Source organism: Rhodoluna sp. (assembly GCF_024639375.1).
GTDB lineage: Bacteria > Actinomycetota > Actinomycetes > Actinomycetales > Microbacteriaceae > Rhodoluna.
Map to the genome: position 1 here is coordinate 1 of NZ_JAHEIM010000018.1, position 21,374 is coordinate 21,374.

The 21,374-nt window shown below is 52.6% G+C and carries 18 protein-coding genes and 2 pseudogenes; 12 read left to right on the forward strand and 8 right to left on the reverse strand.

Features of this window, described 5'->3' with window-relative positions:
* The 10 genes and pseudogenes from Q0L28_RS06265 to Q0L28_RS06310 all read left to right on the forward strand — a co-directional run.
* Window positions 1–760, forward strand: a pseudogene (locus Q0L28_RS06265) (ATP-binding cassette domain-containing protein); the annotation flags it as partial.
* Window positions 760–2,616: an excinuclease ABC subunit UvrC gene (gene uvrC / locus Q0L28_RS06270; protein WP_296633080.1), complete on the forward strand. Its 1,857-nt coding sequence runs from the start codon at window positions 760–762 to the stop codon at window positions 2,614–2,616. The pseudogene Q0L28_RS06265 and the gene uvrC, both read left to right, overlap by 1 nt.
* A 93-nt stretch (window positions 2,617–2,709) precedes the next feature.
* Complete coding sequence (rapZ, locus tag Q0L28_RS06275) at window positions 2,710–3,585, forward strand: RNase adapter RapZ (protein ID WP_296633083.1); 876 nt, start codon at window positions 2,710–2,712, stop codon at window positions 3,583–3,585.
* Between the two features lie 2 nt (window positions 3,586–3,587).
* Window positions 3,588–4,565: a DNA-binding protein WhiA gene (gene whiA, locus Q0L28_RS06280; protein ID WP_296633085.1), complete on the forward strand. Its 978-nt coding sequence runs from the start codon at window positions 3,588–3,590 to the stop codon at window positions 4,563–4,565.
* A gap of 64 nt (window positions 4,566–4,629) precedes the next feature.
* Window positions 4,630–5,253 (forward strand): superoxide dismutase, encoded by a 624-nt coding sequence (locus tag Q0L28_RS06285; RefSeq protein ID WP_296633088.1) that lies wholly within the window; start codon window positions 4,630–4,632, stop codon window positions 5,251–5,253.
* Between the two features lie 94 nt (window positions 5,254–5,347).
* The gene (gene gap / locus Q0L28_RS06290; RefSeq protein ID WP_296633091.1) at window positions 5,348–6,358 is read left to right on the forward strand and encodes a type I glyceraldehyde-3-phosphate dehydrogenase; all 1,011 of its coding nucleotides are present in this window, start codon (window positions 5,348–5,350) and stop codon (window positions 6,356–6,358) included.
* A gap of 12 nt (window positions 6,359–6,370) precedes the next feature.
* Window positions 6,371–7,573 carry a phosphoglycerate kinase gene (locus Q0L28_RS06295; RefSeq protein WP_296633093.1) on the forward strand — a complete coding sequence of 401 codons (1,203 nt, stop codon included), beginning with the start codon at window positions 6,371–6,373 and terminating at the stop codon, window positions 7,571–7,573.
* A 14-nt stretch (window positions 7,574–7,587) separates the two neighbouring features.
* Window positions 7,588–8,373 carry a triose-phosphate isomerase gene (tpiA, locus tag Q0L28_RS06300; RefSeq protein ID WP_296633096.1) on the forward strand — a complete coding sequence of 262 codons (786 nt, stop codon included), beginning with the start codon at window positions 7,588–7,590 and terminating at the stop codon, window positions 8,371–8,373.
* A 34-nt stretch (window positions 8,374–8,407) separates the two neighbouring features.
* A complete protein-coding gene (gene secG / locus Q0L28_RS06305; RefSeq protein WP_296633099.1) occupies window positions 8,408–8,656 on the forward strand; it encodes a preprotein translocase subunit SecG in 249 nt (82 codons plus the stop codon).
* 10 nt (window positions 8,657–8,666) lie between these two features.
* Window positions 8,667–9,056, forward strand: a complete 390-nt coding sequence (locus Q0L28_RS06310) for an RNA polymerase-binding protein RbpA (protein WP_296633102.1) — start codon at window positions 8,667–8,669, stop codon at window positions 9,054–9,056.
* A gap of 46 nt (window positions 9,057–9,102) precedes the next feature.
* Here the strand turns inward: Q0L28_RS06310 and pgl are convergent, their stop codons facing one another.
* Genes pgl through tkt form a run of 6 tightly spaced genes read right to left on the reverse strand, consistent with a single transcriptional unit; the run spans window position 9,103 to window position 17,152 of the window.
* Complete coding sequence (pgl, locus tag Q0L28_RS06315) at window positions 9,103–9,828, reverse strand: 6-phosphogluconolactonase (RefSeq protein WP_296633105.1); 726 nt, start codon at window positions 9,826–9,828, stop codon at window positions 9,103–9,105.
* A gap of 2 nt (window positions 9,829–9,830) precedes the next feature.
* On the reverse strand, window positions 9,831–10,796 hold the full coding sequence (locus tag Q0L28_RS06320; RefSeq protein ID WP_296633107.1) for a glucose-6-phosphate dehydrogenase assembly protein OpcA: 966 nt from the start codon (window positions 10,794–10,796) through the stop codon (window positions 9,831–9,833).
* Window positions 10,793–12,328 (reverse strand): glucose-6-phosphate dehydrogenase, encoded by a 1,536-nt coding sequence (gene zwf, locus Q0L28_RS06325; protein WP_296633110.1) that lies wholly within the window; start codon window positions 12,326–12,328, stop codon window positions 10,793–10,795. The genes Q0L28_RS06320 and zwf overlap by 4 nt, the downstream gene beginning before the upstream one ends.
* Before the next feature lie 15 nt (window positions 12,329–12,343).
* Window positions 12,344–13,939, reverse strand: coding sequence for a glucose-6-phosphate isomerase (locus Q0L28_RS06330; protein ID WP_296633113.1), 1,596 nt, complete (start codon window positions 13,937–13,939; stop codon window positions 12,344–12,346).
* A complete protein-coding gene (gene tal, locus Q0L28_RS06335; protein ID WP_296633115.1) occupies window positions 13,939–15,036 on the reverse strand; it encodes a transaldolase in 1,098 nt (365 codons plus the stop codon). The genes Q0L28_RS06330 and tal overlap by 1 nt, the downstream gene beginning before the upstream one ends.
* 22 nt (window positions 15,037–15,058) lie before the next feature.
* Window positions 15,059–17,152, reverse strand: a complete 2,094-nt coding sequence (gene tkt / locus Q0L28_RS06340; protein ID WP_296633116.1) for a transketolase — start codon at window positions 17,150–17,152, stop codon at window positions 15,059–15,061.
* 137 nt (window positions 17,153–17,289) lie between these two features.
* On the opposite strand from tkt, the gene Q0L28_RS06345 reads away from it, so the two are divergent.
* Window positions 17,290–18,180: a heme o synthase gene (locus Q0L28_RS06345; protein WP_296633118.1), complete on the forward strand. Its 891-nt coding sequence runs from the start codon at window positions 17,290–17,292 to the stop codon at window positions 18,178–18,180.
* Here the strand turns inward: Q0L28_RS06345 and Q0L28_RS06350 are convergent.
* Together Q0L28_RS06350 and Q0L28_RS06355 are read right to left on the reverse strand one after the other, a co-directional pair.
* Entirely contained in the window at window positions 18,166–19,530 is a 1,365-nt protein-coding gene (locus Q0L28_RS06350; protein ID WP_296633120.1) for a deoxyribodipyrimidine photo-lyase, read from the reverse strand. The two genes, Q0L28_RS06345 and Q0L28_RS06350, sit on opposite strands and share 15 nt — an antisense overlap.
* Entirely contained in the window at window positions 19,530–20,462 is a 933-nt protein-coding gene (locus Q0L28_RS06355; RefSeq protein WP_296633122.1) for a COX15/CtaA family protein, read from the reverse strand. Before Q0L28_RS06355 ends, Q0L28_RS06350 begins: the two co-directional genes overlap by 1 nt.
* 213 nt (window positions 20,463–20,675) lie before the next feature.
* Between Q0L28_RS06355 and Q0L28_RS06360 the strand changes: the two are divergent.
* Window positions 20,676–21,374 (forward strand): annotated as a pseudogene (locus Q0L28_RS06360) (Fe-S cluster assembly protein SufB); the annotation flags it as partial.

Genomic DNA, 21,374 nt, shown 5'->3' on the forward strand with positions numbered 1-21,374 from the left:
CCAGAACCCGATTGGTCGCACCCCAAGATCGAACCCGGCTACTTACACCGGCGTTTTTGATCACATTCGCAAACTTTTTGCTGAAACTCAAGAGTCCAAAGCTCGCGGCTACCAGCAGGGTCGCTTCTCGTTCAACGTAAAGGGCGGTCGCTGTGAAGCCTGTTCTGGAGACGGAACGCTGCGCATTGAAATGAACTTCTTACCGGATGTGTACGTTGACTGTGAAGTTTGCCATGGCGAGCGCTACAACCGCGAAACTCTGCAGGTGAAATACAAGGGCAAAAACATCGCCGAGGTATTGCAGATGCCTATTGCTGAGGCTGCTGAATTCTTTGCTGCAATTTCTTCGATTGCCCGTTATCTCGAAACGCTAGTTGAAGTTGGCTTGGGATACGTTCGCCTTGGCCAAAGCGCAACCACGCTTTCTGGTGGCGAAGCCCAACGCGTGAAGCTAGCCACTGAACTGCAACGTCGCTCAAACGGTCGCACTATTTATGTTCTAGATGAGCCAACCACTGGTCTGCACTTTGAAGATGTTCGCAAGTTGCTGCTGGTATTGAACTCGTTGGTTGAAAAGGGCAACACCGTGTTGGTAATTGAACACAACCTCGACGTCATCAAGTGTGCCGACTGGGTAATCGACATCGGGCCTGAAGGTGGTTCGCGAGGTGGAGAAGTTATTGCTGTGGGAACACCGGAGCAGGTGGCTAAGAACGCCAAGAGCTTCACTGGTCAATTCTTGAAAGAGATTCTCGGCTAATGGCTCAAGAACTCTCGTTTCGGCCACAAACCGGCGAGATTCCAACTAGCCCAGGGGTCTACCGCTGGTTAGACTCCGACGGGCGTGTGCTCTATGTGGGCAAAGCGAAAAATCTAAGAGCCCGTCTGAGCAATTATTTTGGCCCGCTTGATAGTTTGCATGAACGCACCCGTCGCATGGTGTTGGCTGCGGCCGATGTGCAATGGACGATTGTTAAATCGGAGTTCGAAGCTCTGCAACTTGAATTCACTTGGATCAAGGAATTTAACCCGCCTTTCAATGTGCAGTTCAAAGACGATAAGTCCTATCCCTATCTTGCAGTCACGGTAAATGAAGAAGTGCCTCGTGTATTTGTCACCCGCTATCGCGAGAAGAAAGGTGTGAAGTACTTCGGCCCTTACACGCAGGCCTGGGCGGTGCGTGAAACTGTTGACACCCTGCTAAAGGTTTACCCAATGCGCTCCTGCACCACTGGCATATACAACCGGGCCAAACAGAGCAACCGACCTTGCTTACTTGGAGATATTGGCAAATGCGTTGCGCCTTGCGTTGATCGCGTCACCCAAACTGAGCACAAGGCTGTCGTAAAACAATTCGTTGATTTTATGTCGGGGGGAGACGTGAAGCACGTTGAGGTTTTGCGCAAGCAAATGATCAAGGCATCCGAGGCGCAGCAATATGAGCTCGCTGCGCGACTGCGAGACAACATCGAAGCTCTTGAAACTGTGCTTGAGAAAAGTGCCGTTGTCTTTAGTGACCACACCGACGCCGACTTAATCGCTGTTGCCGATGACGAGCTTGCCGCTGCCGTATCAATGTTTATTGTTCGCGGCGGTCGAATTCGCGGTGCCCGCGGATGGGTAATTGACAAAGAGTTGGATCGAACACTCGGCGAAGTGGTTGAGTATGTTTTGCAAAACGTTTATTCGCCGGCCGGTAGCGCCGAACCAAATGAAGTTCCAAAGGAAATCATTGTTCCGGCTCTGCCCGATGATGCCGATGCAGTGGCCAAGTGGTTGAGCGAATTGCGCGGTTCCAAAGTTGATCTACGCATTGCCCAACGTGGCGACAAAGCTGCGCTGGCTAAGACAGCACTAACCAACGCAAAACATTCACTGATGCTCTACAAGACTCGCCGCTCGGCAGATTTCACCGCACGTGCCGATGCACTCAGTGGCATCCAGCGCGCTTTGAACCTTCCTGCAGCCCCATTGCGAATTGAGTGTTTTGACGTTTCGCATTTGGGTGGCACGGGAGTGGTTGCCTCGATGGTGGTGTTTGAAGACGGACTAGCCAAGAAGGATCACTATCGCCGTTTCTCGATTGATCAAACCCAAGATGACACCGATTCGATTTATCAGGTTTTGTTACGTCGATTGAAATATCTCAAGGAACCAGATCCCGATACCGATGCCTCAAAGTTTGCCTATTTTCCTTCGTTGCTAATTGTTGACGGTGGTTTACCGCAGGTGAACGCAGCGGCCCGCGCAGTCAAAGAATCCGGAGTTCAGGGCCTTACCGTTGTTGGTCTAGCCAAGCGTCTCGAGGAAATTTGGCTACCTGGCCAGGAGTACCCGTTGATTCTGCCTCGTGCCACCGATGAACTCTTCTTGCTGCAGCGCATTCGTGACGAAGCCCACCGTTTTGCAATTACCTATCAGCGTCAAAAGCGCAGTTCCAGCATCGCCAGCGCTCTTGCGGACATTCCAGGCTTGGGGGAGAAACGTGTCTCTGCGCTGCTCAAACACTTTGGATCGGCCAAGCGACTTAAGGCTGCTTCGGTCGAGGCGATATCCGAAGTGGCCGGCATCGGCCCGGTCTTGGCCCAAGACATCGTGGAAAGCCTCAATTCGTAATTTTGACATTCGGCGTGTCGCGTTCAGTTAGACTTTCGAATAGTTGCGCCAAATAAGGCGACACGCCGTTGAACTAAGACTGAGGGGAGTCCGATGAGCAGCGATAAAAAGCACGAGCTTCTCATCGTGACCGGCATGTCTGGCGCCGGCCGTTCAACCGTTGGCAACGCCCTTGAGGACCTGGGGTGGTATGTAGTAGATAACCTGCCGCCGCAGATGCTTGGCCCAATTGCAGATCTCTTCTCTCTTTCTGAATCACCTCTGCCAAGACTTGCCGTGGTCATCGATGTTCGTGGTGGTGAGTTCTTCAGCGAACTAAACGAACACCTAAATCAATTGCGCAGCCGTTCAATCAATTTGCGGGTTCTTTTTCTCGAGGCCACCGACGCGGCACTGGTAAAACGTTTTGAATCGGTGCGACGCCCACACCCGTTGCAGGGCAACGGCACAATCCTTGATGGCATTGCCGAAGAACGTTTGCGTTTGCTTTCACTTCGTGAATCTGCGGATGTCATCATCGACACCTCAGATTTGAACATTCACCAGCTTTCAACAAAGATCACCGACGGTTTCTCGATTGAGCAATCTCGCCGATTGCAAGTAACGGTTTTGTCTTTCGGTTTCAAATACGGATTGCCCTCGGATGCAGATTTGGTTTCTGACGCCAGATTCTTACCGAACCCATTTTGGCAAGAGAGCCTGCGACCATTCACCGGCGAAGACAACGCGGTTAGTGATTATGTGCTTGGTCAACCAGGCGCAGAGGAATTCATTCAGAACTATGTGGCAGCTCTAAAGCCAGTGTTGCGTGGCTACATGCAAGAAAACAAACGCTACGCAACGATTGCAATCGGCTGCACAGGTGGCAAGCACCGCTCGGTTGCGGTGTCGCGTCGCATCGCAGAGGAACTTGGCAAACTCGATGACATCGCCATCAGCTTGAAGCACCGTGACTTAGGCAAGGAATAGCAATGGCACTTACCGCTGACCTAAAAGACGAGTTAGCACGTCTAGAAATAAACAAGAGCGCAGTGCGCGTGGCCGAACTGTCAACCATCCTGCGATTCTCAGGTGGTCTGCACCTCATCTCGGGTCGCGTAGCGGTTGAAGTAGAGCTAGACACAGCACAGATTGCACGTCGCGTGCGCAAAGACCTTGCCGAATTGTTCGGCATCGACAGCGAACTAGCCGTTATCTCACCCAGCGGAATTCGCCGAACCAGCCGATACCAAGTGCGTGTCATTAATCAGGGCGATGTGCTCGCTCGTCAGACCGGTTTGCTCGACCAGCGCGGCCGCCCAGTGCGCGGATTACCAGCTCATTTGGTCTCGGGTTCAATTCAAGAGGCGCAGGCTGTTTGGCGTGGCGCGTTCTTGGCGCATGGTTCACTAACCGACCCTGGACGCTCAGCCGCGTTAGAAATTACCGCTCCCGGAAACGAAGCGGCAATGGCATTGGTGGGTGTCGCTCGCAGACTAGGTGTGAGCGCCAAGGCACGCGAAGTTCGCGGCATCTATCGCGTGGTGATTCGCGAGGGTGAAGCAATCGCCACCATTTTGACTCAGATGGGCGCACACACACAGGTTTTGCGCTGGGAAGAAATGCGCTTGCGCCGCGAAGTGCGAGCAACCGCTAACCGCTTAGCAAACTTTGATGACGCTAACCTTCGTCGTTCGGCGCAGGCTGCCGTAGCAGCGGGTGCCCGCGTTGAACGTGCTCTTGAAATTCTTGGTGACGACATTCCTGAGCACCTTCGCTATGCGGGGCAGTTGCGTTTGAAGCACAAGCAGGCCAGCCTCGATGAACTTGGTCACCTCGCCGAGCCGACCATGACCAAAGACGCAATTGCTGGTCGCATTCGACGCCTCTTGGCAATGGCAGATAAGCGGGCCGAAGATTTGGGCATTCCTGCCACGGATGCGTTTTTGCCTGAAGACATCGATCAATAGTCCGGAATAATCCGACGATTTTTCTAACTATCCTTATTACGAACCCAACTTCAGGAGCAGAAAAATGAGCAAATACGTTCTTCCAGAACTCACCTACGACTATGCAGCCCTAGAGCCAAGCATTTCGGCTCGAATCATGGAGTTGCACCACTCAAAGCACCACGCGGCCTATGTAGCCGGTGCCAACGCGGCTCTTGACCAGCTAGAAGAGGCTCGCGCCAAGAATGACTTCACCTGGATCAACAAGCTTCAGAAGGATCTTGCCTTTCACTTAAGCGGTCACATCAACCACTCAATTTTCTGGAACAACTTGGCCGCTGCCAACAGCGACCGCCCAGAGGGGGAGCTGGCGGCGGCTCTGAACGAATTCTTTGGCTCTTTTGAGGCCTTCCAGGCTCACTTCAACGCCACCGCAATGGGCATCCAGGGCTCAGGTTGGGCTTTCTTGGCTTGGGATGTTCTCGGCCAGCGCCTCATCATCGAGCAGTTGTATGACCAGCAGGGCAACATCGTGCCTACCAGCGTGCCTTTGTTGATGCTAGACATGTGGGAGCACGCCTTCTACCTGGACTACCAGAATGTGAAGGGCGACTACGTAAAGGCCTTCTGGAACATCATCAACTGGGCAGACGTTCAGGCTCGCTTTGAGGCTGCTCGCAGCAAAACTAGCGGCCTACTGCTATTCTGATAACAGTTTTTCCACCCAACGACGCGTGGCGAATGCATTAAAAAATCATTAACCCCACGCGTCGTTTGTGACGCCTAACCTCTTGGAGAACTAAGTGGCTATTCGTGTTGGAATTAACGGCTTTGGCCGTATCGGTCGTAACTACCTTCGTGCAGCTCTTGCAAAAGGCACCGAGCTTGAAATTGTTTCAGTAAACGACCTAAGTGACCCAGCGTCACTTGCACACCTTCTAAAGTACGACTCAGTAACCGGTCGTTTGCCACAAGAAGTTTCAGTTGACGGCCAAAACATCATTGTTGGTGGTCAGGTAATCAAGGTTCTTGCAGAGCGTGACCCAGCAAACCTTGGTTGGGGTGACCTTGGTGTTGACATCGTTATCGAATCAACCGGCCGTTTCACCGATGCAGAAGCAGCTCGCGCACACATCACCGCTGGTGCAAAGAAAGTTCTTATCTCTGCCCCAGCAACTGGCGACGCAGAGACTTTCGTGATTGGTGTAAACGAGCACCTTTACGACAGCGAGAAGCACCACATCATCTCGAACGCATCTTGCACAACTAACTGCTTGGCTCCATTTGCAAAGGTTTTCAACGACAAGTTCGGCATCGAGAACGGTTTGATGACCACTGTTCACGCTTACACCGCAGACCAGAACCTGCAGGATGGCCCACACGGTGACCTTCGCCGTGCACGCGCAGCTGCAATCAACATCGTTCCTTCATCAACCGGTGCTGCAAAGGCTATTGGTCTAGTTCTTCCAGAACTAAAGGGCAAGCTAGACGGTTACGCACTTCGCGTTCCAGTGCCAACCGGTTCGATCACCGACCTAACTTTGGTTTCAAAGACAGACGTAACTGTTGAAGAAATCAAGCAGGCATACAAAGAGGCAGCAGCCTCTGGCCCAATGAAGGGCATCTTGAAGTACACCGAAGACCCAATCGTTTCGAGCGACATCGTGACTGACCCGCACTCATCAATTGTTGACGCGGGCCTAATCAAGGTAATCGGTCGCACTGTGAAGATTTCTTCTTGGTACGACAACGAGTGGGGCTACTCGAACCGTTTGGTTGAGCTAACCGAGCTTGTTGCAAGCAAACTTAAGTAAGTAAAAGGGCAAATGCGTAAAATCTCAGACCTGCCAAACCTAGACGGCAAGCGGGTAATCATTCGCTGTGACCTCAACGTTCCACTTGATGGCACTCGAATTACCGATGATGGGCGCATTGTTGCCTCTGTTCCAACTATTAAATATTTGGTTGACCAGGGTGCGAAGGTCATTGTGATCTCGCACCTTGGCCGCCCGGATGGCGCACCAGATGCTAAGTACTCACTTGAGCCTGCGGCTCTCCGCCTGGGGGAATTGCTTGGCCAGTCGGTGTTCTTCGCATCAGACACTGTAGGCAGCGAAGCTAATGGCGTAGTTAAAGCGTTGGCGCGCGGCGGTGTAGCTGTTCTAGAGAACCTGCGTTTCAACGCCGGTGAAACCAGCAAGGATGCCGCTGAGCGCGAAGCGTTTGCTGCGAAACTTGCCGACCTGGCCGATTTCTTCATCAGTGACGGCTTTGGTGTTGTGCACCGCAAGCAAGCTTCGGTTTATGAACTTGCCAAGGCGCTGCCAAGTGCAGGCGGCTTCTTGATCGAAAAAGAACTTGACGTTCTAACCCGCCTCACCACAAACCCAGAACGACCATATGCTGTGGTTCTTGGTGGTTCAAAGGTTTCAGACAAGCTTGGCGTAATCGATCACCTGCTTCCAACCGTTAACAAACTTCTTGTTGGCGGAGGAATGGTTTTTACATTCCTTGCGGCTCAAGGTCACAAGGTTGGCAAATCTCTGCTTGAGGTGGACCAAATCGAAGTTTGCAAGCAGTACCTAGCGCGCGCAGCAGAGTTAGGCATCGAGGTTATCTTGCCAACCGACATCGTGGTGGCTTCAAAGTTTGGTGCCGATGCAGAGATTTCAGTCGTAGCTGCCGACGCCATCGAATCTTCACCATTCGGCGCCGACGGTCTCGGTCTTGACATTGGCCCTGAGTCTGCTGCTCGATTCGCAGCTGAAATTAAGGCAGCAAAGACTGTGTTCTGGAATGGCCCAATGGGCGTTTTCGAAATCGACAAATTTGCAAATGGTACCTTGCAAGTTGCCAAGGCGCTTACCGAGGTTGATGGCTTGAGCGTTGTTGGTGGAGGCGATTCGGCTGCAGCAGTTCGCATTCTTGGATTCGAAGACAACCAATTTGGACACATCTCAACCGGTGGCGGTGCAAGCCTCGAGTTTCTTGAAGGCAAGACTCTTCCGGGCATTGAAATTCTTAACTAAACGAAAGACAAATCATGGCTAATCGCGTTCCGCTAATCGCTGGCAACTGGAAAATGAACCTGGACCACCAGCAGGGCATTGCTCTAGTGCAGAAACTTTCATGGACACTGAAAGATGCCGGTCACGATTACAAGACCGCTGAAGTCGTTGTTTTTCCTCCATTCACAGACCTGCGCAGTGTGCAGACACTGATTGATGCAGACAAACTTGAAATTGGTTTGGGCGCGCAAGATCTTTCGAAATTCGATTCCGGTGCCTACACCGGTGAGGTATCCGGAGTGTTTCTTTCAAAGCTTGATGTGAAGTATGTCTTGATTGGCCACAGTGAGCGCCGTCAGTACCACGCCGAAGACGACGCTGTTGTGCAGGCTAAAACTGCGGCAGCTTTCCGTCACAACCTGGTGCCGGTAATCTGCGTTGGCGAAACTCTAGAGGAGCTTGAGGCTGAGGGCCAGGCGGCCGTTCCAGTTCGTCAGACTTTGGCAGCGCTTGCTGGCCACGACAAGCTAGGCGAGTTCGTGATTGCCTATGAGCCGGTCTGGGCGATTGGCACCGGCAAGGTTGCTACCCCTGAAGAGGCTGCTTCGGTTTGTGGCAAGATTCGTGAGGCCCTTGCGGCCGAATTTGGCGAAGAACTGGCCCAGGCCACCCGCATTCTCTACGGTGGCTCAGTAAAGGCTGCAAATGTGGCCGGTTTCTTGCGTTCAACCGAGGTTGACGGTGTTTTGGTTGGCGGAGCCAGCCTAGACGCCGAAGAGTTCAGCGGTATTGCCCGTTTTCAGAAGCACATCGCTTTATAATTCTCTTTAGACCTAATTAACTAAGGATTTCGCCATGGTAGCCCTAAAGATTGCACTGATCGTGCTTCTTGTCATCACCAGTCTTTTCTTGACCCTGTTGATCTTGTTGCACAAGGGGCGCGGTGGCGGCCTTTCAGACATGTTCGGTGGCGGCATGAGCAGCACCATGGCGTCGTCTGGTGTGGCAGAGCGCAACCTAAACCGCATCACCATCATCTTGGGTGTTGTTTGGGCAGTAGTAATCATCACACTTGGCCTATTCACCAGATTCAATCTTGCCTAGGGTTTAAAACATGAATACTGGGGGTTCAGCAATTCGAGGTTCGCGCGTTGGTGCGGGGCCGATGGGTGAACAAGATCGTGGATTCAAAGCAGAGCGCGTAACTATTAGTTATTACTGCTCCGCTGGTCACGAATACAGCCCGCAGTTTGCAGCAACTGTTGAACTTGCCGAAATTCCGGTTGAGATTGATTGCCCGAGTTGCGGCATGCCAGCTGGCCAAGACAAAGCAAACCCTCCAGTAATTGCCAAGCACGAGCCTTATAAAACCCACTTGGCTTATGTGAAAGAGCGTCGCACCGATGCCGAGGCCAAAGAACTTCTTGAAGAAGCCGTTGCCGCAATTCGCGAACGTCGAGCACGACTAGCTGCGGCAGCCAAGCCGGCAAAGACTAAGAAATAAAAAATGGACCCGAGTGGGTCCATTTTCATTCAAGCCTGAGCTCTTCCTAGCAGCCAAAGACTGTTGTGCCGGCGGTTGAATCGATGTACCAGTGAGTAGCCTTTGCACCCGAAACGCGCCCGACTGGCAAGTCAGTCGGTGAATCACCCATGGCAACCGAGACTGCGTCTTGTTTGTCTGCACCAGCAACAATAAACCAAATTTGATCAATTGCATTCATGGCTTCGTAAGTGAATGAGAGTCGTTGCGGTGGTGGTTTTGGCGAATCATGTTCGGCAACAATCAAGCGACCGGCCGGGGGAGTTGGTTTCCCTGGAAACAGGCTGCAGATGTGACCATCGGGACCCATGCCAACAAAAGCAATATCAAAGTGCGGGTTGATGGCGCGAACGGTTGCCTCAAACTGCTCGGCCGCGTCGTCCAACATCAAGCCGTTGTCGGTTGCCGGAAACTCATGAACTTTTGTTGAGTCGACATCGATTTTGCGCAATAGTGCTTTGTAGGCCTGCAATGAATTGCGGTCGTCGCTATCCGAGGCTACAAATCTTTCGTCACCCCACCAGAAGTGCAGCTTGGTGAAATCTAACGAAGCACTCAACTCGTCGTCTGCAATTGCAGCCAGCGTAGCAATGCCAACAGTGCCGCCAGTGAGCATTACATGCACTTCGGGTTTGGATTGCAACAGTGCGGCCATATGCACTAGAAAGTCATGTGCTGCATTTTTAGCAACAGACTCTGCATCAAGAAAACGGTGCACGATGGGTTTCGACATGATTACTTTCTTGCAGTTGTGGTAGCCGGTTTGCGTGGCGCAACGCGTGAGCCGAAGCTCCTGGTGATGACTTTGCCGAAAAGGTCATCTGCATCAAGGCGTCGAAGATCTTCGCTCAAGCAATCGCGTAGCGAGCGACGGGGCATGCTGATCTCACGGGTCGGTTGGCCAGTTTGAATTAGCACCGCTTTGTCTAGATTGTCGCGAATAATCTCTACGGTTCCTGACTTGCGAGTCAACTTAACCTTGGCAACGCCATTAATTGACTTGGCGCGTGTGGTGCGAGTGACCTTTACTTTGATCTGCAATTTAAGTTCAAGCCAAGCTGCAAGCAAATCAACACTAGGCGAATCGCTTGCTCCTACAATTTCTGCACCGGTAATTTTTTCAAAAGGTGGCTGATCAAGCATGGTGGCAAGCTGGGTGCGAATCTGAGTCAGGCGTGTCCAGGCAAAATCGCTGTCGCCCGGCTGGTAGGTCTTCGCTAGGTTTTTGAAGTGAGCGCGAGCATCTTTTTGCGCAGCAGCATCGGTTATGCGACGGGTTGCAATTCGGCCAATCGAAGAAAGTGAAGCGTTGCCTGGAGCCTCGTTTGGCCACCAAGCAACCACGGGCGCGTCTGGCAGCAACAATCCCGTGACCAAGCTTTCTGGGTCGCTGGCAGCCTCACCATAAGCACGAAGAACTATTACCTCGGATGCTCCGGCGTCGCCACCAACTCGAATCTGCGCGTCAAGGCGAGCATCTTTCTTGCTCTTAGAAACGTCGTTTGCAAGCACGATGATGCGACAAGGGTGTTCACGAGAAGCCTCGTTAGCGGCCTGAATCGCGGCTTCTAGGCCCTTGAAGTTGGTTTCAATTACCAGAGTCAGCACGCGGCCAAGGGCCACAACGCCACCCTGCTCGCGAATGGCAACAATGCGCTTCGAAACCTGACTGATTGTGGTGTTCGGAAGATCAATGATCACGGAATTCTCCATTCGCGGCCATCGCGGGCCAACATGGCATCAGCTGAGGACGGACCCCAGGTGCCTGGTCGGTATTGTTCTGGCTGACCGCTCTTTTCCCAGTGGGCAACAATCGGGTCAAGAATCTTCCACGAAAGCTCAACTTCTTCGTGACGTGGGAACAACGGTGGGTCTCCCAGCAAAACGTCGAGAATTAGGCGCTCATAAGCTTCTGGGCTTGCTTCGGTAAAGGCGTGACCGTAGCCAAAGTCCATTGTTACATCGCGAACCTGCATGCCTACGCCGGGAACCTTGGAACCAAAGCGGATGGTCACACCTTCGTCTGGCTGCACGCGAATCACGAGAGCGTTTTGACCAAGCGCGCTGGTTTGGCTTTGAGCAAATAGCTGCTGTGGTGCACGCTTGAATACAACTGCAATCTCGGTCACACGGCGACCCAAACGTTTTCCAGCACGCAAATAGAAAGGCACACCAGCCCAACGTCGAGTGTTGATGTCTAGGCGAAACGCTGCGAAGGTTTCAGAGACAGACTTTGGATTCATGCCTTCTTCATCAAGGAACCCAACGACCTTTTCGCCACCTTGCCAACCACCGGAGTACTGACCTCGGGCGGTGTGCTTGTTTAGGTCATGAGGAACGCGAACGGCAGAGAGAACTTTCTCTTTTTCCGCGCGCAAATCAGCTGCGTCAAACGAGACAGGCTCTTCCATTGCGGTTAGCGCCAAGAGCTGCAACAAGTGGTTTTGAATCACATCTCGAGCAGCACCAATGCCGTCGTAGTAGCCGGCTCGACCGCCAACACCGATGTCCTCGGCCATTGTGATCTGCACGTGGTCAATGTAGTTCGCGTTCCAAAGCGGTTCGAAAAGCATGTTTGCGAAACGCAGGGCGAGAATGTTTTGTACGGTCTCTTTGCCCAGGTAGTGATCGATGCGGAAAACCGAGTCAGGTGGGAAAACAGATTCAACGACTTCGTTCAATTCACGGGATGACTTTAGGTCGTGACCAAACGGCTTCTCAATAACCACGCGTCGGAATTCGTCCGGCTGTGCGTCTGCTAATCCAGAGCGCTTTAGTTGCTGACAAACCTGCGCGAAAGCCTTTGGCGGAATCGAAAGATAGAACGCGTGGTTACCTGCGGTGCCAACTTTTTCATCCAGTTCATCAATGGTTGCCTTGAGGCGATCAAAAGAAGCGTCGTCGTCAAACTCGCCTGAAACAAAACGAATGTTCTCAGATAGCTGCTTCCAAACGGTTTCATTCCAAGGTGTGCGAGCGTATTGCTTTACCGCTTCCTTGACTACCTTGCCGAAATCCTGGTTCTTCCATTCGCGTCGAGCAAAACCTACCAGAGCAAAACCCGGCGGCAAAAGCCCGCGGTTGGCTAGGTCATAAACGGCAGGCATCAGCTTCTTGCGAGAAAGGTCACCGGTCACACCAAAAATAACCAGGCTGCTTGGGCCCGCAATTCGATTTAGACGGCGATCATCTGGGTCACGCAGGGGATTCTGCCCTGTGAAAATCTTGCTCATTAAGAGGCGGGCTCCTTAGATTGCGTTCTTGATTGCGGCAATGCCGGCTTTTACGTCAGCCAATGTAAGAGTCAACACTGGGCGACCAAGTGCACCAAGTACCTTGGCATCTCCGGCAGCCTGAGAGGCAATCAGTTCGCCAAAGGTGAAGTCGCGACCCGGCACCTGAATGTCATGTTTAGCTTCTGAAACCAACTGAAGATAAACGCCCTGGCGTGGACCACCCTTGTGGTACTGACCGGTTGAGTGCAAGAAGCGCGGAGCCCATCCGAAGGTGACCGGACGACGAGTCTTGTTAGCAAACAAGTCACGCAGTTCTTCTGCCTCGGCCACTGAAGTGCGGTCTAGGTATGCGTGAATCGAAACATAACCCTCGTCGGTGTCAAGCTGTGCTACAAGCGCCTTGATAGCGTCGCTCACGCTTGTGCCGGCAATTGCAAGTTCGGTTCCACGCACTTCGATGCCTTCAGCTGCGAAAAGAGCAGGCACTACAGCGTCACGCTGCTCCAGCATTCCGCGTGCAGCAATTTTTGCCGACTCTACATCTGGCTGATCGAACGGGTTAATGCCAATCAATCGGCTAGCGATCACGGTTGCATATTCCCAAAGCAAGAACTGTGCGCCGAGAGAACCAGAAACCGATACTGAGTCGCCAGAGACTGGCTTTGCGTCTGCCTGAACGTGAACGGCGAGCAGATCAGCTAATCCTGAGTGAAGTTCTTGACTCTTTGGGTCGAGCACAACTGGCAAAATGCCTTTGCCGTGCTTGCCGGTTGATTCAGCAATGAGCTGTTCGGCCCAATCTCCAAATCCAACGATGGGTGTGCCATCAGCAACAATTCCAATCTTGTCACGGTTTCCCATCTCACCCGGAGTGCGGGCGAGTGCGGCACCAAGAACTAGAGCAGGGTTGTCCTCTGAATCACTTGAGAGGAACTCAGCGGCATCCTGTGCGTCTTGAAGTAGTGCAGCAATATCTGCGCCAGCTAGGCCTGAAGGAACAATGCCGAAAGCGGTGAGTGCCGAATAGCGACCGCCAACGGTTGGGTCTGCGTTGAACACACGATAACCATCGGCCTTAGCTGCTACCTCCATAGGCGAACCTGGATCGGTTACGACAACAACACGATCGGCCTTGTCGATGCCTGCGTCGGTGAAAGCTTTTTCAAAGATGCGCTTCTGCGAATCGGTTTCAACAGTGGAACCAGACTTTGAAGACACGATGATTGCAGTCTTTGCTAGGTCGCCGGCTAGTGCGGCACCTACCTGGTCTGCGTTTGTTGAATCAAGAACAACCAACTCAACGCCAGCGGTGCGAGTGATGACTTCTGGTGCCAGTGACGAACCGCCCATGCCACAAAGCACGAAGCGATTTACGCCTTTGTCGTTGAATTCTTTTTTAAGGGCCAGAATCTCATCCACAAGAGCGGCTGAGTCTTTAGCTGATTCAACCCAACCCAAGCGAATTGATGACTCTGCTTCTGCATCTTTGCCCCAAAGAGTGAAGTCTTTGGCAGCGATGCGGCTGGCTACTTTGTCTGCGATTAGCTGTGGAACAGCATTTGCGGCAGCTGCGGCTGCAGTGCCAGCGACGATAACTTTGAGTTCCATTATTTTGCTGCCTTCAGTGCTGTCTCAACGCTTTCAACTAGTTCATTCCAAGAAACGATGAACTTGTCAACACCTTCGGTCTCAAGAACCTGCGTTGCGTCGTCTAGTGAGACACCAGCGGCAGCAACGGCAGCAAGATCGGCGCGAGCGCCTTCGTAGTTGTTTGTGATTGAGGCCGCTGGAACAACACCGTGGTCAAACAGTGCCTCAAGGGTCTTTTCTGGCATTGTGTTTACCAATTGCGGAGCTACCAACTCGGTGACGTACAAAGTGTCTGGAAGTGCAGCATCTTTAACACCGGTTGAAGCCATCAGAGGTCGCTGAACATTTGCACCAAGAGCAGCCAGTTCAGACCACTCAGCAGTTGCAAACTCCTGCTCGAATACTTCGTAGGCCAAGCGTGCGTTTGCCAAAGCAGCTTTGCTCCTTAGTTCGGCGTGGCCAGCAGCAACCAAACGGTTGTCTACTTCGGTGTCAACACGAGAAACAAAGAACGACGCAACTGAGTGAATCTTTGAGATATCGTGGCCATTCGCTTTGGCCTGCGCAATACCTGCAATGTAGGCCGCGATGACTTCGCGGTAGCGAGCTAGCGAGAAAATCAGGGTGACGTTTACGCTAATGCCTTCGGCAATAACTGCGGTGATTGCTGCTAGACCAGGCTTGGTTGCAGGAATCTTGATCATTACGTTTTCACGGTTTACCTTTGCGAACAATTCTTTTGCCTGTGCAATGGTTGCCGCAGTTTCATTCGCTAGCTTTGGCTCAACTTCAATTGACACTCGTCCATCGAAACCTTTTGATGAGTGATAAATGTCAGCGAAGATGTCGCATGCGTCGGCAACATCCTTAGTTGTGATTTCGAAGATTGCATCGGTCGCGCCAACACCCTCGGCTGCAAGTTGTGCAACCTGGTCTTGGTAGCCATCGCCCTTTGCAAGTGCGTTAGCAAAAATTGTTGGGTTGGTAGTTACACCAACGATGTTGCGAGATGCAATTAGGTCTTTCAATCCGCCCGAAACAATTCGACTGCGAGATAGATCGTCAAGCCAGATGCTGACACCGTTTGCTGAAAGCTGTGCTGTTGGAGTTGTCATTTATTTATCTTTCTGGTTGAGATTAGTTGGTCGCGATCGCCGTTTTGGCTGCGGCAACGACTGCCTCAGCGGTCATGCCGAATTCGCGGTAAAGAGTCTTTGCGTCAGCTGATGCACCAAAGTGTTCGATTGAAACGCTTTGGCCGAATGGGCCAACATACTTGTGCCAGCCGAGGCTAAGGCCGGCCTCTACCGAGACCTTTGCCTTTAGCGCACTCGGCAGAACCTGTTCGCGATAAGTCGCCGGCTGCTCGTCGAACCACTCAAGACAAGGAGCCGAGACAACGCGGGTTGCGACACCTTGGGCTTCAAGCTGCAAACGAGCGGCAACTGCGATTTCAACTTCTGAACCGGTAGCGACCAAGATGACTTCTGGATTGCCGTTAGCCGCCTCTAGCAATATGTAGGCGCCCTTAGCAGTGTTCTCAGCGCCGGCATAAATCGCACCGGTTTCATCGGCTGTACCGCGAGCATAAACAGCAAGGTTCTGACGGCTCAGCGCCAAACCTGCCGGGCCCTGACGACGCTCAAGTACGGTCTTCCAGGCGTATGCAGCCTCGTTGCCGTCTGCTGGGCGAATAATGTCTAGGTTTGGAATCGCGCGCAGGGTAGCAAGCTGTTCGATTGGCTGGTGAGTTGGACCATCTTCGCCTAGCGCAACCGAGTCGTGAGTCCAAACGAAAATCGAAGGCACACCCATTAGCGCAGCCAAACGAACGGCTGGTCGCATGTAATCGCTGAAGATCAAGAAGGTTCCACCGAATGCGCGAGTGTTGCCGTGCAGTGCGATGCCGTTAAGGATTGAACCCATTGCGTGCTCGCGAATACCAAAGTGCAAAACGCGACCGTACTTGTGGCCGGTCCATTCGTGAGTTGACCACTCTGAAGGCACAAATGACTTTGCTCCGCTAATTGTGGTCATGTTTGAATCTGCAAGGTCAGCCGAGCCACCCCAAAGTTCAGGCATAACTGCTGCAATTGCATTGATTACCTTGCCCGAAGCAACGCGAGTTGAAACTGATGTGCCAGCCTCAAAAGTTGGCAAAGCCGCTTCGAGTTCTGCCGGAGCTGCACCCGAGACTAAGCGATCGAGCAACTTCTTCTTATCAGCGTTCTCTGATGCCCACGCATCGAATGATGCTTCCCAAGCCGCACGTGCTTTGTCGGCGTGAGCCTGGTATCCGCGGGTGTGAGCGATAACCTCTGGCGCCACGTCGAAAGTTTTCTCTGGGTCAAAACCAAGAGCGGTCTTTAGGCCAGCGAGTTCTTCAGCGCCAAGTGCAGAGCCGTGAATCTTTCCGGTGTTCTGCTTCTTTGGCGACGGCCAACCGATAACAGTACGTAGGGTGATTAGTGATGGCTTGTCGGTCACCGCCTTTGCTGCCTCGATGGCTGCATAAAGTTCCTGGATGTCTTCCACGTAGTTGCCAGTCTTCTTCCAGTCGACAACTTGGGTGTGCCAACCGTATGACTCGTAGCGAGCAGATAGGTCTTCGGTGAAGGCGATGTTGGTGTCATCTTCAATTGAAATCTGGTTTGAGTCGTAGATAACTACGAGATTGCCAAGTTGCTGGTGGCCAGCAAGCGAAGCGGCTTCTGAGGTTACGCCCTCTTGCATGTCACCGTCACCGGCGATTACGTATACGAAGTGATCAAATGGTGACTGACCCGCAGCAGCGTTTGGGTCATAAAGCCCGCGCTCAAATCGCGCAGCGTAAGCAAAACCGGTAGCAGAAGCCAAACCTTGACCCAGGGGACCAGTGGTGATTTCAACACCCTTGGTGTGGCCGTACTCTGGGTGGCCAGGGGTAGCTGAACCCCAAGTGCGAAGGGCCTTCAGATCGTCAAGTTCAAGACCATAGCCGTGCAGGTAAAGCTGGTTGTAAATAGTCAGTGAGCTGTGGCCAACACTCAGAATGAAACGGTCGCGGCCCAGCCAGCGGTCATCCTTAGGGTCATGGCGCATCACCTTGTTGAAAAGCAAATATGCCACCGGCGCCAAGCTAATTGCTGTACCCGGGTGCCCGTTTCCCACCTTCTCAACAGCATCTGCAGCCAAAACACGTGCTGTATCAACGGCTTTTGAATCTAGATCGGTCCACTGAAGAGATGACAAAGAGGTATTTCCTAATCTTGTTGGAAACGTGAAAGGGAGTTTACAAACAGCCCTGTTTGATAGGTAAAGTCTACACACCGTGTCTTTTGCAACCCGGCGCATCGGGCAAGTATTTCGTTGTTTTACACTTGTTAGTAATGTCCCCGTCATCTTTCAAACTCAAGGCTGCTGCCTATCTCGCGCTAACCAAGCCTCGAGTGATTGAGTTGCTGCTAATCACCACCGTGCCAACCATGATTTTGGCTCAGGGTGGCCTGCCAAACCTCTGGTTGGTGCTGGCCACGATTGTTGGTGGCGCTCTGAGTGCCGGGTCGGCAAATGCCTTCAACTGCATCATTGACACTGACATCGACAAGATCATGGGTCGCACCAAGAGCCGCCCTTTGGTGACCGGCCAACTTTCTCAGCGTGAAGCACTGACACTCGCTTGGCTGATCGGGGCCTTGTCAGTTGTTTGGCTCGGCCTCTTGGTGAACTGGCTTGCATCGGCAATTTCTCTAGCGGCAGTGCTGTTCTACGTATTTATTTACACCTTGGGTCTAAAGCGACGCACGCCTCAAAACATCGTTTGGGGCGGAGCAGCTGGCGCAGCACCTGTGCTCATTGCCTGGGCCGCCGTGTCCAACAGCGTCGCACCAGCAGCTTGGGTTCTGTTTTTGATCATTTTCCTCTGGACCCCGCCGCACTACTGGCCACTATCGGTGAAATACCGCGATGACTATGCGCGCGCAGGAGTTCCAATGCTTCCTGTGGTGCGTAGTGCAAAAACTGTTGCCGTGCAGATTGTTTTGTACACCTGGGCTGTAGTTATTTGCACGCTTTTGCTCGTGCCCATTGCAGGCCTCGGATACATTTACGCTGTTGTCGCACTTGTGAGCGGTGTTTGGTTCCTGATTGGCGCATACAAGCTTTACCGCCAGAGCGCATCCGCAGAAATTGACAACCCAATGCCGCTGTTTCACGTTTCAAATATTTATTTGACGCTGCTGTTTGTTGCCCTGGCGGTTGACCCGCTAATTCGTTTTTAGTTCGTCCAAGCGGCGCAGCGCTTCATCGCGCTCAGTCTTGTGATCAACAATTGGTGCCGGGTAGCCGTGTGCCAGACCGTCAATCAGATTCCAAGGTTCGTGAACATCTTTGCCTGCAATGTGGGCAAGTTCCGGCACGTACTTTCGCACGTAGTTTCCATCTGGATCAAACTTGTAGCCCTGCAATACCGGATTGAACACGCGATAGTAAGGCGAGGCGTCGGTTCCAGATCCTGCAGTCCACTGCCAGCCGTGTGCATTCGATGCTGGGTCGAAGTCGCTTAGGTGTTCTTCGAACCAGGCAGCACCTTGCTGCCACTCCAGGTGCAGGTCTTTCACTAAAAATGAAGCCACAATCATGCGAACACGATTGTGCATCCAGCCATCGGCGAGCAATTGGCGCATTCCGGCATCCACCATCGGGAACCCCGTTTTTCCCTGTTGCCAAGCGGCTAGCTTGGCCTCGGCGGTTGCACCGGTGTCATATCGCATGCGCGCGAATTTAGGTTCGTAGTATTCGGTGAGGCTATCTGGGTTCTGCCACAGCACATCGGCATAAAACTCGCGCCAAGCTATCTCCTTGCGAAAAACGTTGTGACCGCCGCTATCGGCGAGGTCTTGCAGAATTGTGCGGGGGTGAATTTCGCCGAAGGCGAGAGCGTGGCTCAGGTGCGAGGTGCCACTCAGGTCGGCACGATTGCGCAACTCGTCGTAGTTAAAAAGGGCTCGTGATTTGAAACGCTCGAATGTGCGCAGCGCGAAATCTTCGCCAGCCCTAACTCGGAATGGTGCACTTTTAGTCGCGATTGGTCGGCCATGGCACGCAACTGGCTCAACCCACTTCACTCCGGGCTCTAATTGAACGGGGGACTGCCATCCGTTTTCGAACCATGCTCTAAAGAACGGCGTATAAACCTTGTACGGTGTTCCGTCACCTTTGGCGATTGTGCCCGGCGGCACCGCGTAATAAGAATCGTCGAGCTGCATATGAATGCCCGCGGCCTTCAGTGCCAAACCAACTCTGTTTTGTTCGCTTACTCCGGATGGGTCAAACGCTCGAGTGGCATGCACCGTAGAGGCGCCAGCTGCCTTGGCAACGGTAATCAGGCTCTGGGCTAAATCACCATGCTGAATCGTGAGTTTGCGATCAACGCTTGCACCGAGTGCATCCAAGGATGCGATTAATGACCACTGGCGAATGCCGCTGAGTTTGTTGAAATCCTCAATCTCAACGCCGTAGAACGGAACTACAACAGCGTCTCCGTCTTGCTTCGCAGCGACGATGGCCGAATTGAGCGCGACATTGTCTTGCAAGCGAAGGTCGCGGCGAAACCAAAAGACTCTTGCCATTAGCGTTTGGTATTACCGTGGATGGCTAACCACTGGAAAGAAAGTAGCGAACAGAGTGTTGCAGCACCAGCCATATGCAGCGCCACCAAAAACGGAGGTACGCCTAGGCGAGCCTGAACAACACCAATGATCGATTGGGCAATCAAAACGGCAAGAAGAATTGCGCTGGTTTTAAATTGAAAGCTTGTAATGGCAAGTTGTTTGTCACGGCGAACGAGCAAGGTGAATTGTATTGCAACCAAAAGAAGCAACAAATAGGCGGGGTAGCTGTGCAGGTGCTGCCAAAGGTCGAGATCGAGGCCATTGCGAATTGACTCCGCATCACCGGAATGCGGTCCCGCTCCGGTTACCAGAACGCCGATGATCACTGCGATGGAGCCAATAGCGGCAATTGGAGTCGCGGTTCGGAATATTGACGGTGAAACTGCTTGCTGGGTCGGTGGCAGTGCTCTGAAAACCAAAAGTGAGGCAACTGCAATCATGTAGCCGCTAAGCACGAAGTGTGCGCCAACGGCCCAAGGGTTCAGCTTGGTTAGCACCGTGATGCCACCTAGCACAGCCTGTGCGGGAATGCCCAAGCCGAGAATCAAAGCTGGCAACAGTAAACCTTTACGCAATTGCTTGCCTAATCTCAAGATTGCTAGGAATGTAAGCAAGGCAACGAGTGCCAAAACAAAAGTGAGCAGACGGTTGGCAAACTCAATCACACCGTGAATGCCCATTTCAGGCACTGTGGTGAGTGATTCGGCAGTGCACTTCGGCCAGGTTGGGCATCCGAGGCCTGAGGCGGTCAGACGCACCACGCCGCCAGTGACCACGATGAGGATCTGGCTAACCAGCGAAGCCCACACATACAGGGGAATTCGGTCGGCTGAGATGAGTCTCGAGCCAAGTCTTTTGAGCTGAACTAACAAACTAACGTTGCCTTTCATTACCTAAGGTCTTTCGATAACGCCTGCACCGAACTAAACTTGCAGTCGGTTCAACTCAGCGTTTGGCAATGATGCCATCCTCGTTCTCAATCTTTACACAGGCCTCGTTGCCTGCATGGGGAATAGCAGAGCGCATTTCAAGAGTTGACCCAAGCAAAGACTTAAGCAGGCTGAGATAACCACTCTGTCCTGAATCTTAAATAGGAGGCCGGCATGTCCGACATCATCATTGAACGCCCAGAGCTAGACAGCCTAGGAGTTTATGAGTTCGGTTGGCACGACAAAGATGCAGCCGGCGAGACAGCCAAGCGTGGCATCAGCGAAACAGTAGTTCGCGACATTTCGGCACTGAAAAGTGAGCCAGAGTGGATGCTTGAGCGTCGACTAAAGGGTTTTGACTACTTCGGCAAGAAGCCAATGCCTAGCTGGGGTTCTGACCTTTCGGGCATCGATTTCGACAACATTAAGTACTTCGTTCGTTCAACTGAGCGCCAAGCAGCCACCTGGGAAGAACTTCCAGATGAAATCAAAAACACCTACGAGAAGCTGGGCATTCCAGAAGCCGAGCGCAACCGTTTGGTTGCAGGTGTGGCCGCACAATATGAGTCTGAAGTGGTTTACCACCAGATCAACGAAGAGCTAGAGCGCCAAGGCGTTATCTTCTTGGATACCGATACCGCGCTTAAAGAGCACCCTGAAATCTTCCAAGAGTACTTTGGCACCGTGATTCCTGCCGGCGACAACAAATTTGCAGCTTTGAACACCGCGGTTTGGTCGGGAGGATCATTCGTTTACGTTCCAAAGGGTGTCCATGTAGATATTCCATTGCAGGCTTACTTCCGCATCAACACCGAGAACATGGGTCAGTTCGAGCGCACGCTGATCATTGCCGATGAAGATTCATACGTGCAT

Coding starts and splice junctions, on each gene's coding strand:
- Q0L28_RS06295 (WP_296633093.1), top strand. CDS start 6,371: ATGCGTAAAATCTCAGACCTGCCAAACCTAGACGGCAAGCGGGTAATC.
- secG (WP_296633099.1), top strand. CDS start 8,408: ATGGTAGCCCTAAAGATTGCACTGATCGTGCTTCTTGTCATCACCAGT.
- Q0L28_RS06355 (WP_296633122.1), bottom strand. CDS start 20,462: ATGAAAGGCAACGTTAGTTTGTTAGTTCAGCTCAAAAGACTTGGCTCG.
- Q0L28_RS06345 (WP_296633118.1), top strand. CDS start 17,290: ATGTCCCCGTCATCTTTCAAACTCAAGGCTGCTGCCTATCTCGCGCTA.
- tpiA (WP_296633096.1), top strand. CDS start 7,588: ATGGCTAATCGCGTTCCGCTAATCGCTGGCAACTGGAAAATGAACCTG.
- zwf (WP_296633110.1), bottom strand. CDS start 12,328: ATGAGCAAGATTTTCACAGGGCAGAATCCCCTGCGTGACCCAGATGAT.
- rapZ (WP_296633083.1), top strand. CDS start 2,710: ATGAGCAGCGATAAAAAGCACGAGCTTCTCATCGTGACCGGCATGTCT.
- whiA (WP_296633085.1), top strand. CDS start 3,588: ATGGCACTTACCGCTGACCTAAAAGACGAGTTAGCACGTCTAGAAATA.
- Q0L28_RS06330 (WP_296633113.1), bottom strand. CDS start 13,939: ATGGAACTCAAAGTTATCGTCGCTGGCACTGCAGCCGCAGCTGCCGCA.
- Q0L28_RS06350 (WP_296633120.1), bottom strand. CDS start 19,530: ATGGCAAGAGTCTTTTGGTTTCGCCGCGACCTTCGCTTGCAAGACAAT.
- Q0L28_RS06310 (WP_296633102.1), top strand. CDS start 8,667: ATGAATACTGGGGGTTCAGCAATTCGAGGTTCGCGCGTTGGTGCGGGG.
- pgl (WP_296633105.1), bottom strand. CDS start 9,828: ATGTCGAAACCCATCGTGCACCGTTTTCTTGATGCAGAGTCTGTTGCT.
- uvrC (WP_296633080.1), top strand. CDS start 760: ATGGCTCAAGAACTCTCGTTTCGGCCACAAACCGGCGAGATTCCAACT.
- Q0L28_RS06285 (WP_296633088.1), top strand. CDS start 4,630: ATGAGCAAATACGTTCTTCCAGAACTCACCTACGACTATGCAGCCCTA.
- tal (WP_296633115.1), bottom strand. CDS start 15,036: ATGACAACTCCAACAGCACAGCTTTCAGCAAACGGTGTCAGCATCTGG.